The sequence below is a fragment of the [Clostridium] polysaccharolyticum genome (assembly GCF_900111595.1).
GTDB lineage: Bacteria > Bacillota > Clostridia > Lachnospirales > Lachnospiraceae > Clostridium_AI > Clostridium_AI polysaccharolyticum.
This window is the reverse complement of record NZ_FOHN01000001.1, coordinates 21918-39125: the sequence shown is the minus strand read 5'-3', so window position 1 is coordinate 39125 and position 17208 is coordinate 21918. Positions and strand designations below refer to the sequence as shown.

14 protein-coding genes are annotated in these 17208 nt (G+C 38.6%); 4 read left to right on the top strand and 10 right to left on the bottom strand.

Annotation, left to right across the window (positions count from 1 at the left end):
* Nucleotides 1-152 precede the first annotated feature (152 nt).
* The 10 genes from lepB (BMY85_RS00160) to fusA all read right to left on the bottom strand — a co-directional run bounded on the left by lepB (BMY85_RS00160) (nucleotide 153) and on the right by fusA (nucleotide 9087).
* Nucleotides 153-740: a signal peptidase I gene (lepB, locus tag BMY85_RS00160; RefSeq protein ID WP_092474708.1), complete on the bottom strand. Its 588-nt coding sequence runs from the start codon at nucleotides 738-740 to the stop codon at nucleotides 153-155.
* A 58-nt stretch (nucleotides 741-798) separates the two neighbouring features.
* Nucleotides 799-1410, bottom strand: coding sequence for a signal peptidase I (lepB, locus tag BMY85_RS00155; RefSeq protein ID WP_177180553.1), 612 nt, complete (start codon nucleotides 1408-1410; stop codon nucleotides 799-801).
* A gap of 71 nt (nucleotides 1411-1481) precedes the next feature.
* Entirely contained in the window at nucleotides 1482-1730 is a 249-nt protein-coding gene (rpoZ, locus tag BMY85_RS00150; RefSeq protein WP_092474702.1) for a DNA-directed RNA polymerase subunit omega, read from the bottom strand.
* A 1-nt stretch (nucleotide 1731) separates the two neighbouring features.
* Nucleotides 1732-2364 (bottom strand): guanylate kinase, encoded by a 633-nt coding sequence (gmk, locus tag BMY85_RS00145; protein WP_092474698.1) that lies wholly within the window; start codon nucleotides 2362-2364, stop codon nucleotides 1732-1734.
* Nucleotides 2354-2620 (bottom strand): DUF370 domain-containing protein, encoded by a 267-nt coding sequence (locus BMY85_RS00140; RefSeq protein ID WP_092474695.1) that lies wholly within the window; start codon nucleotides 2618-2620, stop codon nucleotides 2354-2356. The genes gmk and BMY85_RS00140 overlap by 11 nt, the downstream gene beginning before the upstream one ends.
* Nucleotides 2621-2639: 19 nt before the next feature.
* The gene (locus tag BMY85_RS00135) at nucleotides 2640-3518 is read right to left on the bottom strand and encodes a YicC/YloC family endoribonuclease (RefSeq protein WP_092474693.1); all 879 of its coding nucleotides are present in this window, start codon (nucleotides 3516-3518) and stop codon (nucleotides 2640-2642) included.
* A 101-nt stretch (nucleotides 3519-3619) separates the two neighbouring features.
* On the bottom strand, nucleotides 3620-4243 hold the full coding sequence (locus tag BMY85_RS00130; RefSeq protein ID WP_092474690.1) for a hypothetical protein: 624 nt from the start codon (nucleotides 4241-4243) through the stop codon (nucleotides 3620-3622).
* 1 nt (nucleotide 4244) lies between these two features.
* Complete coding sequence (locus BMY85_RS00125; RefSeq protein ID WP_092474687.1) at nucleotides 4245-5576, bottom strand: AAA family ATPase; 1332 nt, start codon at nucleotides 5574-5576, stop codon at nucleotides 4245-4247.
* A gap of 94 nt (nucleotides 5577-5670) precedes the next feature.
* On the bottom strand, nucleotides 5671-6915 hold the full coding sequence (hydF, locus tag BMY85_RS00120; RefSeq protein WP_092474684.1) for a [FeFe] hydrogenase H-cluster maturation GTPase HydF: 1245 nt from the start codon (nucleotides 6913-6915) through the stop codon (nucleotides 5671-5673).
* 93 nt (nucleotides 6916-7008) lie between these two features.
* On the bottom strand, nucleotides 7009-9087 hold the full coding sequence (gene fusA, locus BMY85_RS00115) for an elongation factor G (protein WP_092474681.1): 2079 nt from the start codon (nucleotides 9085-9087) through the stop codon (nucleotides 7009-7011).
* Nucleotides 9088-9412: 325 nt separating this feature from the next.
* Here fusA and aroF point away from each other — a divergent pair, with 325 nt between their 5' ends.
* The 4 genes from aroF (at nucleotide 9413) to BMY85_RS00095 (ending at nucleotide 17155) form a co-directional block, all read left to right on the top strand.
* Complete coding sequence (aroF, locus tag BMY85_RS00110) at nucleotides 9413-10426, top strand: 3-deoxy-7-phosphoheptulonate synthase (RefSeq protein ID WP_092474678.1); 1014 nt, start codon at nucleotides 9413-9415, stop codon at nucleotides 10424-10426.
* Between the two features lie 16 nt (nucleotides 10427-10442).
* The gene (locus BMY85_RS00105) at nucleotides 10443-11549 is read left to right on the top strand and encodes a prephenate dehydrogenase (RefSeq protein WP_092474675.1); all 1107 of its coding nucleotides are present in this window, start codon (nucleotides 10443-10445) and stop codon (nucleotides 11547-11549) included.
* Between the two features lie 74 nt (nucleotides 11550-11623).
* Nucleotides 11624-12901, top strand: a complete 1278-nt coding sequence (aroA, locus tag BMY85_RS00100) for a 3-phosphoshikimate 1-carboxyvinyltransferase (RefSeq protein ID WP_092474672.1) — start codon at nucleotides 11624-11626, stop codon at nucleotides 12899-12901.
* Nucleotides 12902-13159: 258 nt separating this feature from the next.
* The gene (locus tag BMY85_RS00095; RefSeq protein ID WP_092474669.1) at nucleotides 13160-17155 is read left to right on the top strand and encodes a beta-L-arabinofuranosidase domain-containing protein; all 3996 of its coding nucleotides are present in this window, start codon (nucleotides 13160-13162) and stop codon (nucleotides 17153-17155) included.
* The last annotated feature ends 53 nt before the right edge of the window (nucleotides 17156-17208 follow it).

The following is a 17208-nucleotide window of genomic DNA, read 5'->3' as shown; positions in this document are numbered from 1 at the left end:
TCACTTAAAGTTTTTACTTATTATAAAGCAATCCAAATATACTGTCAAATCATAGCCATTTCCAAATACGTTATTCAATGGAACGCAGCTTAATTTTCTATTACTGAAAAAGCACCATATATTATATATACGGTGCTTTTTCACAGCGTATTCTAGCGAATCAGATTTAAATGATCTAATGGCCAGACTCTAATAAAGATTTTCGCTATAAATCTGTCTTTCGGGATAGGTCCAATATCTTCTTGCCTGCTGTCTATACTGCAGTTTCGGTTATCTCCCAATACAAAATATTCATCTTTTCCTAATTTGTATGGACCAAATGACTGGTTCTCATGCATAGGTTCTTTTTTATAAGCATCTTCTATGACTTTGCCATCAATTTTCAGTTCATCCCCTTGGATTTCAATCGTTTCTCCTGGCAAGCCTATCACACGCTTAACAAAATAATTATCTTTCTGTTCTTCATATGGCTGTATCACAGCCACATCAAAACGCTTCGGTTCTGTTACCAGATAGGAAATTTTCTCTCCTAACAGCTGTTGACCCTGCTTAAGATTACTCTCCATAGATTTTCCTTCTACGGTATACTTACAACATATGAATTTCGGTACTAAAAACAAGCATAGTATAAAAATTACAGCGTAGATCATCAGTTCCCCCAAAGCCACTTTTATTCTATCAGCCCGGTTTTTTGATTTGTCAAAATTTTCTTCTAAATCTCTGCTATGACTATCTCTCATATACTATCTCCCTTATTGTACTATCCTCAGCTTAGTGTACGTTCTTTGAAACTTGCCATTAATCAATGGTTCCAAATTTCTTTAGTGGCCAGATACGCAATACAACTTTACCATCAATGGCATTCTTATGTATCGGTCCGATTTCGGCATATCTGCAGTCAAAGCTTTCTGTCCTGTTATCTCCCATTAAGAAATATTCATCTTTTCCTAATGTAACTGGTTCTTCCGCAATTCCTGCATAAACGATAGGGTCTTTGCCAAAATGTTCTTCCAGAATTTCGCCATTTACATAAATGTCACTTCCCTTTATCTGAATGGTTTCTCCTGGCATGCCAATTACCCTTTTAACATAATGTTCTTTTAATTTTTCCTTATCATTTTTATATTCTTCTCTTCCTTTATACGGATAGAACACAACCACATCAAAACGCTCCGGACTGTGTATCTCATAACTAATCTTGCTTACTAATACATTTTCTTCATCTTGAAGTGTATTTTTCATGGATGGTCCTGAAACTTTTGCCCGCTGCACAACATACGTCGGCAAAACAAATGCACAAATAAAAAACAGTGCCGCATAAAACAATCCTTCCAAGATATACCCCTTTATCTTTTTTTTCCTATCTATTGCAGATACTGATTCTCCTGCTTTTTGTTCTTCACTATCCACAACGCCACCTCCATTATTATTTTGTATTTTATAAAAGCTGTTCCAGCGCATACTGAAACAGCTTACTTTAACTAATCCTCGCTAATTTCCTCTTCATCACCGACAATCTTAACTTTACCCTGATTAAGTTCTTCAACTGCAATTGAAAGAGGCTTAGGACATTTATTATCTACTAAAGGCCTTTCTCCTGCGATAATCTGTCTCGCCCTTTTGGATGTTGCAAGGACGATAGAATAACGGCTATTTACAACCGGCTGTTCTCCCGGTTCTACATCACTGTTCACAACCTGCATTAAATCTGTATAAGATGGATGTAACATATTATAAATCTCCTTCCTGGACCGCCTTAAGCTGGCGCTGCATTTCACATATAAATCCTGTATTATATTTCACTTTATCCCGCTGCGATAAAATGATATGATGAACAGCTTCCACACATTCGTTAAGCTTATCATTCACAACTAAGTAATCATACTTTTCCATGAACTGTGATTCTTCTACTGCACGGTTCATTCGTTTCTGAACAGCTGCTTCATCCTCTGTACCACGATTGATTAAACGTTCTTTTAACGTTTTTGCACTTGGAGGCACAATAAAAAGCAAAAGTGCATCTGGAAATACTTCCTTTACATGCAGTGCTCCTTGAATTTCAATTTCAAGAATTACATTATATCCTGCTTCTAACTGTTCTTCTACATATTGTTTTGGAGTTCCATAATAGTTCCCCACATACTCAGCATGCTCTATAAACTGCCCTGTCTCTATCATACTCTCAAATTTTTCTCTTGTCAAAAAGAAATATTCTCTTCCATCTATTTCCCCTTCACGTGGAAGTCTCGTAGTAGCAGAGATTGAAAGCTTATAGTCAGGTTTCTTTACCAGTTCCTTCATAACTGTACCCTTTCCAGCTCCTGAAAAACCGGAAACAACTGTTAAAATACCTCTACGACTCATATTCTTCACCTTTACCAATATCATTATTCACTCGGTTCCATATAGTATCAGGCAGCAAAGCAGATAAGACAACACTCCCGTTTTCCATTACAATAACAGCTTTTGTCTTTCTTCCGCATGTACCATCTATAGCAGAACCAGCATCTTTTGCACTCTGTATCATGCGTTTTACTGGTGCTGCATCTGGACTTACTACAGCAATCACCTTATCCAGGTTTACCAAATTGCCATATCCAATATTTACTAATTTACTCATTTTACCAAGCCTCTATAAATTATTCAATATTCTGAATCTGCTCTCTGATTTTCTCAATTCCTGTTTTTAAATCAATCGCATAATTGGAAATTTCCAAATCGGACGCTTTTGACAATACCGTATTTGCCTCACGGTTCATTTCCTGTGCAATAAAATCCAGCTTTCTTCCAACACTTTCTTCCAAATCCAGTGTAGCTTTCATGTTTTTTATATGGCTCTTTAAACGAACTGTCTCTTCATCTACACATATTTTGTCCGCATAAATAATAATTTCTGTTGCAAGTGCACTTTCGTCTAATTTTGTATCCCCTAGCAGTTCAGCTGCTTTATTAGCCAGACGGGTACGGTATTCCTCTACTATACTTGGAGAACGGTTCTCAATGCGTTCTACAAGTTCATGCATTTTGTCTAACTTTCCATTAATGTCTTGTTTTAAATGAGCTCCTTCCGCTATTCTTGAGTCAAGAAAGCTTTGTGCAGCTTTTCGGACTGCCTCTTCTAGCTGGCCCCAGATTTCCTCTTCATCAATGGCCTGTTCTTCTAATGTAAATACCTCTGGATACTTTGACAATGTCTGAGCTGATAAATCATTTTTCAATTTAAAGGTAATTGCCATCTTTTCCAGATTGTTGTAGTAGTCTCTTGCAATATCCTCATTATATTTTACACATTCCTTTGCCTTGGTGAAATCTTCATATGTAATGAAAATGTCAACTTTGCCACGCACTACATATTCTTTCATCAAATTTCTGATCGCCACTTCCAAAAAATTCAGCTTCTTTGGTAACTTAACAGACATATCGCAATACCTGTGATTTACTGCTTTTATTTCTACCAGAATCTTTTTCTCATTTGTAGCAATTTCGCATCTGCCAAAGCCAGTCATGCTTTTAATCATTATTACACGCTCTTTTCTTCTAGAATCCAATCTTTCGTTATCCTTTCAAATACTAACTCATTATACGGGAAAGCATTCGGCAAGTCAAGTAAACATTAGTCCTATCTTTCCAAGGAATTTACTTTTATATTGCCGTAACCATTATTGTCTAAGCACACCTTTTTAAAAAGAAATTTTTTCTTCTTGCCATCAATTTCGAGCAAACATTCCCCTGTTTTCCATTCTTCTATCTTATCAGTCCCCTGCCGATTATTGTTCGCTCTCAGTGCAATCAGAGAACTATTTTTACTTGGAAACATATCTTCATTTCGAAAACCGATGTATAAATAAATTTCTCCTAAATCCATGCCCAAGAAACCCGCAATCGCTCTCGCATTATATATGCCCATTTTAAATTGATGTTTCGCTTTAGAATAATGGGCTGTATTAACCGTCTTCTTAAATTCAAACATATGTAAGTCAAATTTATCACCTGTTTTCTGCTTTTTGAAAACAAACGCATCAGCACAAGAAGCTGCTCCAGACTTTTGTGTATCAAGATAAGGCAGCACTTTACGCTCTGGTCCAAAAAACACAATACTTTCTTCCTCTAAAGTACACACTAATTCTGCTTTTCCTTCTTGGCTTTTTTCTCGCAGGGTAATTTGGCCATTTGCCTCAATCATGGCAAATTCCCCTTCTAAGAAAAAATCTTTTAATTTTTCTTTTATATGTACAGGAAGCATTTTAATCCTCCTGTTCTTCATACTCTTGAATATCTGTGGTCTGCTCCAGTATATTTAGCAATGCATTGGTAAATGTCGGTATGTGAAAACCATCTTCATCTGGTTCCAGTTTTTTTACAGAAGAGTACTCTCCCTCATTTGTAAACTGATAAACAGACACATCCTTAAAACGAATACAGTCTTTTTTTGTAAGTCCGTAACGTTCCATTAATTCATCTGGTTTCTTAAATTCTGCCAAGCGACACATATTGTTTACATGCTGTAAAATAATATCACTATGAGTTGTTGCAATAACATTTGTTTTAAGATTGGCCAATTGAATTAAAATCCTTGCCATTTGTAACTGCAATTCAGGATGTAAGCACATTTCCGGTTCTTCGTAACATAACTGCTTAATCTGTCTTGAAGACTTTAAAATTATAAGCAATGGCACCAATTCTGTAACGATTGCAGATGAAGTCCGCATAGGCAGTGCAATATCCTGTGATGATGGAATATACTCGACTTTGTTTTGTGTATCATCACCACGTACGACTTTACCATGTACTACCTCATTTTCAATAAAATCACATATTTCCTCATAACGTTTCCCTTTTCTATCAATATTGTCTGCATCTAGTCTATTGATAAAATTCAATATTGGCATTGTAAATGGCTCTATTTTCTCCTCTTCATCATCTAATTGAAGAGTAAAGGTCTTTTCGCGTCCTGTCTGATTGATAGAATCCTTTGCTAAAAAAAATCCTGTTCTGGAAGCAGGAAAATATATATTTCTATACAGAAAATTTAATCCCCCATTTAGAATTCTTTGAACTATAAATGCCAAAAGTACATTAACAAACGGTTCGTTTCCTTGTGCTCGTACCCCTGCACTGGAACCTTTATAATCCACCAAACAACTTGTTTCATGCTCAACTTCATGCATTCTTAAAATAATCTTATTTTGTTTTATTATTTCAATGCTTAATTTCCCTATTGACATACTTTCGCTATTAAAAAGCTTTCGCACAAACATATTTCGATTCTCCATAAGAAGCTGATTGATTAGTGCTTCAAATTCTTTTGCATCAAACGAGATTTCAGCACCCATTTTTTTTGTCTCTGTAATAAACTTCTTAATTCTATGATAAACATCCTGATAATGCTTTTTATCTATCTTCTCAATATTCCTTGTAAGCACCCAAACTAGATTTTGCGTTTGTAACCCCCATAACAAAGTAAGCAAATAACTTTTCCCACTGTTATTATCTCCAACAAAAAAGGTCAGAGGAGACACTTCCACTTTTGCCTTTTTAATTTTTCCAAACATTTCAATATTTAACTGATAACTCATACCTCTTTCTCCTCATAAACTTCACTTTTATTACAAGTATACCATATATTAGAAATTCAAAACAATCAAATTGTAATTATTTATACTATGCAAACTATTCCTTCTTATAAAATGCTTCCCCAAACGGCTCCAGACTTCTCCCAAGAATTCCTTTCATATACGCAATCAGAATCCCATAATTTACAACCGGCACCCCTTGTTCCTTAGCCTGTCCTAACCGGTACTGCATTTCCTTCTTATTTAAAGTGCAGCCGCCGCAATGGACAATCAGCTTATACTTGGATAAATCTTTTGGAAAACCTGTCCCACTTGATGTTTCAAACACAATCTCTTTTCCTGTATGCTGTTTTAACCATCTAGGTATTTTTACTGTTCCAATATCATCACATTGACGGTGATGGGTGCAGCCCTCAGCCATTAAAACACAGTCCCCGTCTTTTAAGGTTTCCACTGCCTTCGCCCCTTGAACCTGCTGTGTAAGATTTCCTTTATAACGGGAGAATAGAATTGAAAAAGACGTGAGTAACATATCCTCTGGCGTATCTTTTGACACGCTCTCAAATGCTTGAGAATCTGTAATCACTAGTTTTGGCCTTTTGCCAAGACTCTTTAGAGTTTCTGCAAGTTCCAGATCTCTTACTACAATGGCATTGGCTCCTGCTTCTAAAATATCCCGTATGGTCTGCTGCTGTGGCAGAATAAGTCTTCCCTTTGGTGCCGCCGAATCAATGGGGACTACAAGCACTACAAAATCATTTGGCTCTAATAAATCTCCTACAATTCTTCTTTCACTATCCTCTGTCTGTATAATCGCACTTAATGCTTCTTTTAATTCATGAATGCCTTCCGCATTTTTTGCACTGGCACAGAATACTTCCTCTGTACCAAATTTCTTCTTAATTAAGGCAATCGCCTTATCTACATCCAGACAGACTTCTTTCTTATTTAAAACAATCTTATAAGGAAGTTCTCGTTCTCTTATCTGGTTTAACAATTCCAGTTCAACCGAAAAATCTGTCTCCGATCCACAAACAGAAGCGCCATCTACTACAACCAATGCAACATCTGCCTTATTTAATACCATTCTTGTTTTCTCTACTCTTAATTGCCCTAACTCGCCCTCATCATCAAGTCCAGGCGTATCAATCATCATAACCGGACCAAGGGGAAGCAGTTCCATTGCCTTATACACAGGATCTGTTGTAGTTCCTCGCACATTAGAAACAATGGATAATTCCTGTCCGGTTATGCTATTGATTAAACTGGATTTTCCAGCATTTCTCCTTCCAAATACTGCAATATGTAAACGTTCTCCTCTGGGGGTATCATTTAATCCCATGCCGCACCTCATTTCCTAGTTATGTACTATTTTTTATGTTCATTTTAGTACACTTTACATTTGGGTGCAACTTAAAATCCTTAAAAATCCAAACTACACTGCATGCTGTTCTTTAGATTCTTTTACTACTTTCTCCTGTACTTCCTGTGATGCCTGTTCATATCGGGCAAATTCATAAGAGAATTCTCCATATCCTCCTGTCATGGAACGCAGTGCCACAGAATATCCGAAAACTTCTGACAACGGAATATCTGCCGTAATCTCCTGCTTGTTCTTCACTGGCGAAATGCCAAGAACTTTTCCTCTTCTCTTGTTTAAATCTCCCATGACATCCCCTGTAAATTTATCCGGAACCACTACCTTTAAACTGACTACCGGCTCTAACAGCACTGGTGATGCCTCCATAAAACCTTGTCTGAATGCCTGAATAGCCGCCATTTTAAAAGCAAGTTCAGAGGAATCTACTGGATGGTACGAACCGTCTGTCAGGGTTGCATGAATCCCCACTACTGGATATCCAGCAAGAGGCCCTTTCGCCAGACTTTCCACCACACCCTTTTCCACTGCTGGAAAATAGTTTTTCGGAACTGCTCCACCAAAAATGCACTCATCAAACTGATATGCCTGCTCCAGATCATTTAGTGGCTCAAAATCCATATGCACATCTGCGTACTGTCCATGCCCTCCTGACTGTTTTTTGTATTTTCCCTGAACGCTTACCCTTTTCCGAATGGTTTCTCTGTAAGGCACTCTAGGCTTAGAAATATTCAATTCTACCTTATACCGGTTAAACAGCTTGCTCAATGCCACCTCTATATGCTGATCCCCCATACCATATAAAAGAGTCTGGTGGCTGCTTACATCATGTTCTATTTTCAAGGTCTTATCTTCTTCTAATAGCTTCTGCAATGCCTGTGATATCTTATCATCATCCCCTTCTTTCGCCGCTTCATACCGCACATAAGTATATGGTTTGGAAAAGGTAAATGGTTCATATAGGACAGGAGCCTCTTTGGCTGCCAGACTGTCACCAGTAACCACACTTGACATTTTGGCTATGGCACCAATATCACCAGCTTCTAATGCATCTACTTGGATTTGTTCCTTGCCTCTTAATACATAAAGTCTGGAAAGTTTCTCTTCTGCTCCTTTGCTGACATTTAAAATGGAAGTATCTGATTTCAAAATGCCAGAATATACTTTAACAAGAGAAAACTTGCCAATAAAGGGATCTGCTATGGTTTTAAAGACTTGTGCTGTCATAGGCTTTTCACTGTCAAAATCACCTATAAATTCTTCCCTTTTCTTTTGGTCAATTCCTATAACAGGGTTAGCTTCTGGTTTTGGAAAATATTTTTCAATGGCCTGCAAAAGCATGGTAGTTCCCTGTACTTTCACCCCCGATCCCATTAGAATCGGAACTATGGCATTTTCATGCACACTGGCACGTAATGCATGGGATATTTCTTCCTGGGTAAATGCCTCCCCGTTAAAATACTTCTCTAAAAGAACTTCATCCGTTTCTGCCACAGCTTCTAATAAAAGTTCTCTGTACTGATTTAATTCTTCCTCTGCTTCTTCTGGAATTTCACGCTCTTTATACTCACTATTTTTTATAAATGTTCTTCCCTTCCTCTTCACTACATTGACAAAACCAGTGAATTCTCCATTTTCTCGGATTGGCAAATGAAACGGAGCAATTTTTTTCCCATATAGTCCCGTAAGCTCTCTCACAATTTTACCGAAATCAGTCTGGCTATCGTCCATATCCGTAACAAAAAACATTCTTGGAATTGCTAGCCGCTCACATAAATCCCAGGCCTTTCTTGTACCCACTTCTACTCCCGATTTACCTGATACTACGATGATAGCCGCATCTGCAGCATACATGGCTTCTTCCACTTCTCCTGCAAAATCAAAATATCCTGGCGTATCTAACAGATTAATTTTCATTGACTTCCACTGAATCGGAACGATTGATGTATGAATGGAAAATAGACGTTTGATTTCTTCTTTGTCATAATCGCTTATGGTGTTTCCCTCTTCCACTCTCCCCAGACGCTCTGTTACTCCCGCTGTATAAGCAAGTGCCTCCACAAGTGTAGTTTTTCCACAGCTCCCATGTCCTAAAATTGCAACATTCCGAATATTTTCTGTTTTCCATTTATCCATATGCGGCCCCTTTCCTTCGCACAAGAATCAGGATATTTGAATTCCGTGCGTAAAATTTAATCCTTGTTCCATTGTACGATTCTGCTCATACAAATATGTTAAGAATCTAGTCATTCTGGCCAATTTGCCTGTCCCTTTTCTTTGCTTTGTATGCTTTTCCACTTTAAAGCGTAACGGTTTAAAGTTTTACGTTTTAAAGTATTGACATTATTGTTTTAAAGTGATAAACTACATACAGTAAAAAAAATCAGAACGAATTTTCCACATAGTTCCATTGTGAATCTGGTATGTTGTGGATAAAATAAAAAAGAATGGAGAATGAATTATGATTATAGTAATGAAACCAAATACAAGTGAAGAATCCGTAAAAAATGTGTTAGGACTTATTCAGCAAAGAGGTCTTGAAACCCACGTCTCTACTGGCGAGGAGGTAACAATCATTGGAGTTATTGGAGACAAACAAAAAATCTGCAGCTGCAATTTAGAAATCGCAGAGGGTGTAGATAAAATCGTAGAGGTAACCGAAAGTTACAAATTATCCAACCGTAAATTCCACCCAGAGTCTAGTGTCATTAAAGCAGGCAGCACCCAGATTGGAGGTTCTGAAATTATTATTATGTCTGGTCCATGTGCAGTAGAAAATGAAGAACAGGTTATGGAAACTGCCCGTGCTATCAAGAAATCTGGCGCACAGATTTTAAGAGGCGGTGCTTACAAACCTAGAACTTCTCCTTACTCTTTCCAAGGTTTAGAGGAAGAAGGCTTGAAAATCATGAAAACTGCCAGACAAGAAACCGGATTATCTGTTGTATGTGAAGTAACCAGTCTTGCTGCCATAGAAAGTGCAGTAAAATATGTAGATATGCTTCAGATTGGTGCTAGAAACATGCAGAACTTCTATTTGTTAAAGGAAGCTGGAAAAACTGGTCTTCCTATTTTGCTAAAAAGAGGATTATCTGCCACAATAGACGAATGGTTAAATGCTGCTGAATATATTATGGCAGAAGGAAATCCAAATGTAGTGTTATGTGAACGTGGCATCCGTACATTTGAAACTGCTACAAGAAACACACTAGACATCAGCGCAGTTCCAGTTATCAAGGAAAAGAGCCATTTACCTATTATTGTTGACCCAAGCCATGCAACTGGTGTACGCAGTTATGTGAAACCACTAGCTATGTCCGCTATTGCTGCAGGTGCCGATGGCTTGATGATTGAAACCCATCCAAACCCAGCCATTGCATTATCTGATGGACCACAGTCACTAACCTTTCCACAGTTTGATGACCTTTGCAACGACTTAAGACCAATTGCAAAAGTTATGAACCGTACATTTTAATTAGGAGGATAGAAGAATGGAGGATATTACAGTTGGCTTTATCGGCTTTGGATTAATTGGAGGTTCCATTGCAAAAGCCATAAAAGAAAAACATCCAGGATTTACATTAATTGCATACGATCATCATACAGACTCTGTTAATGTAAATCTTTCACTTGCTTTACAAGATGGAACATTATCCAAAATAACACACAGCCTAGAAGAAGATTTTTCCTTGTGCGATTTAATTCTATTATGTGGCCCGGTACTTCATAACATCAATTACCTGTCACGATTAAAATCCATTATAAAGCCAGCCTCCATTATTACAGATGTGGGCAGTGTCAAAGGTGCAATGCATGATGCCGTTAAAAAACTTGGCTTAACCAGACATTTTATTGGCGGTCATCCTATGGCTGGTTCTGAGAAAACTGGCTATGAAAATGCCAGTGCCCATCTTCTGGAAAATGCTTACTACATATTGACTCCTACTGAGGATACCACCGAAGAACAGCTTTCTTTTCTAAAGGAACTTGTTACCTGTACCACTGCCATACCAGTTATTATGGATAGTCAGAAACACGACGACATGACTGCTGCCATCAGCCATGTTCCTCATGTTATTTCAGCTTCTCTTGTAAATATGGTACAGTCAAAGGATTTAGACGGAACTATGAAAAGCCTAGCTGCGGGAGGGTTTAAAGATATCACTAGAATTTCTTCCTCTTCTCCTGAAATGTGGCTTAGCATATGCCTTTCCAATCGGGACAGCATTTTAAAATTCATCCACACTTTTCAGGACTTATTAAAAGAATTCGAACTAGCACTTACAGCCAATGAACAAGATGCTGTAATAGATTTCTTCCGTCAGGCAAAAGAATACCGTGATTCTGTTCCAACACGTTCCAACGGTGTCATATCCAGAGTTTATGAAGTATATATGGATCTGCTAGACGAAACGGGTGCTATTGCTACCGTCGCTACCATCTTAGCTTCCAATGCAATCAGCATTAAAAATATCGGCATTATTCATAATCGTGAATTCGAAGAAGGTGTTCTCAGAATTGAATTGTACGAAGAAGCTGCAATGAACCAAGCCATTGCATTGTTACGTCAATATCATTATACTATATACGAACGCTAACAAGCTTATGCTGATTATGTTTGTATCCTATTGTATACCTATACTGAATTTTGATAGAAAGGATGAACACCACCATGAAATTTACGAAAGCCAATCATTTAAGAGGCGAACTTCAGATTCCTGGCGATAAATCCATTTCCCATAGAGCCATTATGCTAGGATCTCTTGCAAAAGGAACAACAGAAATCACCAATTTCCTGCAAGGAGCAGACTGTCTGTCTTCTATGGCCTGCTTTCAAAGCATGGGAATTTCTATTACTAGAAATAAAGATACCGTTCTCGTTCACGGAAAGGGATTACACGGTCTTTCAAAACCTGAAGCCATGCTGGATGTAGGAAACAGCGGAACTACTACCAGATTAATGTCTGGTATTTTAGCTGCACAGCCTTTTGAAAGCAGTCTTAACGGTGATGCTTCCATTCAGAAACGTCCAATGAAACGTATTATGGAGCCGTTATCTTTGATGGGTGCACAGATTGAAAGTCTTGCAGGAAATGGATGTGCCCCTCTTAGAATCGTAGGAAAACCTCTTAAGGGAATTCATTATCAGTCAAAAGTTGCTTCTGCACAGGTAAAATCCTGCATCCTATTTGCTGGTTTATATGCTGACGGAGAAACCTCTGTTACAGAACCTTATGTGTCCCGTAACCATTCAGAACTGATGCTTTCCTATTTCGGTGGAACCATCAAAACAGAAGGTACTACTGCCACAGTTTTGCCTGAACCTGTACTGTCAGGACAAAAAGTCTCTGTTCCTGGTGACATTTCCTCTGCTGCGTATTTTATTGCTGCTGCACTGCTTGTACCAGGCTCAGAAGTACTGATTAAAAATGTTGGAACCAACCCTACCAGAGACGGAATTTTACGTGTATGTAAACAGATGGGTGCTGACATTACTTTGTTAAATACCAGCAGTACCAAGGGAGAGCCTTCTGCGGACCTTTTCGTCCGTTCCAGTTCCCTGCACGGCACTGTAATTGGGGGCGAATTAATTCCTGCTTTAATTGATGAACTTCCTATTATTGCAATTCTTGCTTCTTATGCAGAAGGGGAAACCATCATTAAGGATGCCCAGGAATTAAAAGTAAAGGAATCTAACCGTATTGATGTTATGGTATCAAACCTTTCTAAAATGGGTGTGGATATACAGGCTACGGATGACGGCATGATTATCCACGGTGGAAAACCTCTTCATGGTGCAGTAATTGACAGTAAATCCGATCACCGTATCGCTATGAGTTTTGCTGTTGCCTCTTTACAGGCAGAAGGCGTAACCGAAATTTTAGGAAGTGAATGCGTAAGAATTTCCTATCCTGGCTTCTATGAAGATTTAAAGAAACTTAGCCAGTAACATATGACCTATATTCTCTCATCCCCAATGTTATCAAAAGAGCAGTCCTTTTTCATAAAATGGCTGCTTTTTTATTTGATAAGAAAGTCCTCTGCGAGTCCTTCTAGTACATTCCAGTTGCGAGAGTCTGAGGAACTCAGACTTTGTTCTTTAACTTAATAGGAAACAAGATTATGCACAAAGTTATATTGTTCCCCTTTTATAAATATATGATAATGAAATAGTAACTAAATACGAATTAAAAAGAGGTGTTATGCAATGAAAAAGAAATTTATACACAAAGCATGCTCTGTCACATTAGCACTTACATTAGCCGCAACTAGTACTGCTTTTGGTTTCACTGGAAATACTGGCGTTTCTAAAGTACAAGCCGCTAACTATTCCATTGAAACATTTGCAATTGGAGATGTAACAATGACAGACAGTTATTGTACCAATGCATTTACCAAAGAGGTCTCTTATCTTTTGTCTTTTGACACCAATCGTCTTCTAGCTGGTTTCCGCGAAAATGCTGGCCTTAGTACTTATGGTGCAAAACGTTACGACGGATGGGAAAACTGCCTGATTGCTGGACATACCTTAGGACATTACCTTACTGCTGTCTCTCAGGCATATCAAAATCCAGGCTTAAACGCCACCCAGAAACAGCAGCTTTATGCAAAAGTGAAAGATCTAGTGGATGGTCTTTTAGTCTGCCAGAAAAATTCCAAAGGGAAAGCTGGTTTTATCTGGGCCGCTCCAAAAGTAGGCAATTATGTAGAATCCCAATTTGATAACGTGGAAAATGGAAAAACCAATATTATCACAGAATCCTGGGTTCCCTGGTACACCTTACATAAGTTAATGGCTGGCCTAAACGACGTCTATTGGCTCACTGGCTATGACAATGCCAAAACCGTTTCTTCTAATTTGGGCGACTGGGTTTACAACCGCTGCCGTGGATGGAGCGACTACACCCATAATCGTGTGCTTTCCATTGAGTATGGCGGAATGAATGACTGTCTATACGAACTTTACCGTATTACAGGTAAAGAAAACCATGCAATCGCCGCCCATTATTTTGATGAAACTAATTTGTTTAACAGAGTGAAAAATGGAAGCAAAAACTCTCTTAACAACCTGCATGCCAATACAACCATTCCAAAATTTATCGGTGCATTAAAACGATATTCTATCCTTGATGGAAAGACCATTAGCGGAAACAAGGTAAATGCAAGTGATTACCTTACCTATGCCGAAACCTTCTGGGATACCGTTGTTTCCAGACATACCTATGTCACTGGTGGAAACAGTGAATGGGAGCATTTTGGAGAAGATTATATCCTAGATAAAGAACGTACCAATTGTAACTGTGAAACCTGTAACACTTATAACATGCTGAAGCTGTCCCGAGAATTATTCCAGATAACTGGTGATGTGAAATACATGCATTATTATGAAGCGGCTTACTACAACTCTATTCTTTCTTCACAAAATCCAGAAACTGGAATGACAACCTATTTCCAGCCAATGGCATCTGGATACTTTAAAGTTTACAGCAGCCCATTCAACAGTTTCTGGTGCTGTACTGGAAGTGGCATGGAGAACATGACCAAATTAGGAGATACCATTTACATGCATAAAGATAATACTTTGTATGTAAATCTGTACCAGAGTTCCGACTTATCCTGGAAAGCTCAGAATGTTACCATTTCCCAGAAGAGTACGATTCCTGATGGGGATACTTCTTCCTTTACCATTCGTGGAAATGGCAGTAAACTTCTAGAGTTACGTTTCCGTATTCCTGACTGGTGTTCTGGCAACATGACCATCACCAAAAATGGTTCCGTAATAAGTTATACAAAGACTGCTGGATATGCAAGTGTAAAAGATACCTTTGCAAATGGAGATGTAATAACGGTTAAAATCCCTGAATCTGTAACTGCTTATCCTCTGCCAGATAACAGCAGTTCTTATGCTTTCAAATACGGCCCTGTTGTTTTAAGTGCAGAACTTGGCACAAGCAATATGACACAGACTACAACTGGTATGAATGTATCCATTCCTGCAAAAAAGGCAATCAATACAGAGACGGTAACCATTCAGCCAAACAATGGCTCTGTAGCTTCTTTTATGAAAAATATCAGCAAGTTCCTAGTAAAAGACAGCCGTTCTTTAACATTTACGCTGACTGGCACGGATCAGAAATTAACCTTTACACCACATTATAGACAGTACAAACAGCGTTATGCCATTTACCTTTACTATAAGAGCAATGGAATCAGTTCTGTGGAGCCTGAGGACCAAGCTACTGTTGAGACAACCGATACTGTACAGCCTGGCTATGGACAGTATGAAAGTGATAGCCTGCATGCTATGGCAGATAATAATTCCGTTGGAGTGACTTCTGATGGTACATACCGTTATGCAAAAGCTGGAGGTTCTTTTGCTTACCGCATGGCTCTTGATGAATCCGCACAATACCGTATGCTTGCCGTAACCTTTAGAAAAGCGGACAATGGCAAATCCATTAAAATTAAAGTTGGCAAAACTATTCTTTATGCTAAGACATTAAATTACCAGGGCACACAAGACTCCTATCAGGTAAAACTAATGATTCCAGATTCCGCCTTAACTGGTGCTGTAGAATCTGTAAAAATAGATGGAATTGATTACCGCACCACAACGGTTACCTTTTCCTCTAACGATACCAAAGATTCCGCTAGAATCTGCGACTTTATCTATATGAATGCTGTTACCACCAGCTATTCTGTAGATTCCAGCCTTGCATACTATGTAAACTGTGGAGACCACAACCCTGCTACTGCTTCTGGCAATGATAAAATGGGCTTGTTTAACAGTGTTACGGAACAGCTTTACAAAGAAGATGCTGTCACAGGCTATACATGGGGCTTAATTGATGATGCCACAGACAAATACAATGGTTCCTCTAAGAGCAGCGGCATTTACACTGCTAACACATGGCCTGACGAATATAACACTGGAGATGATGTCAACAAAGCATCCAGCTTCCGTTACACCAAGAACCAGTATGAAAATAACATTGCCCGCCACTTAGACTATGGATTCACAATGCCAAATGGAACCTATTCCGTAGAAATCGGATTAAACAATCCTTGGAGCTGTTCCAACAATCCTACTATTTACGCCAACTATGGAACAGCAAAACAGTCCACTATTGCAAGTAATGTTTCCGTAAGTGGCAGTGCAGTTGTAAAGGGTACTGTAAAAGTAACAGATGGTTCCCTGACCATCAATGCACGAACCAGTGACAAAGCCATTAACTTTACTTATATTTTAATTAAATACCTAAGCTTTGATCCACTTCCAACAGAGGATACTCCTTTCATTACTCCATCTGATAAACCTTCTGTGGAACCTAGCACAGCTCCAAGCAGTGAACCAGTTGTTTCCAGTGTTTTAGAAAATGGCTGGTACTATATCAAATCCGTTTTTGCACAAAAATACTTACAAGTAACCGATAACGACGGAACTGCTGCTAAAAATGTTGAAATTGGAACAGGCACTGGTGTAAAAGGGCAAAAATGGTACTTAACCAACTACGAAGATGGCACAGTTGCTTTAAAAAATGCCCTTGGTGAATTCAACTTAGACATTGCCAATGGTGCTGATGAAAATGGTGCAAATGTGCAGATTTACCATGCATATAACGGAACCGCACAGAAATTCGTGCTTCAGAAAGGAAAAACCGCAGATTCCTTTGTTATTACAACATGTGCAAGCAGCCAGACAAAAGCTTTGGATGTATATGATTTTGGCAAGGAAGACGGTACCAATGTATGCCAATGGACTTTAACAGGCAACAATAACCAAGAATGGATTTTCGAGAAAATTACAGAGGCAGAACCAAGTACAGCTCCAAGCGTTTCACCTTCTCCAATACCATCTGCTAAACCTTCCGAAAACCCATCCGTCCCTTCCTCTGCTCCTTCGGCCTCCAAGGATATTGACTTTCAGTATAAGGTAGCAAGCGACTGGGGAAATGGCTGGCAAGGAGAACTGATCGTTACCAACAATTCAGACAAGGCATTAACAGACTGGAAACTTTCTTTTCAATACAATAGCGAAATTTCTAATCTATGGGGTGCAGAACTGGAAGGACAAAGTGGAACCAAAGTTACAGTAAAGCATCCTTCCTGGGATACTACACTTGCACCTGGTGCCTCCATTACGATTAACTTTATTGCAACTGGCCAGGACAAAAGCGCACCAACAGGATATTTTATTTCTTAGACAGATATGATACAATAGAATTCATGGTTATATGATAAGAGAGATTATAATGT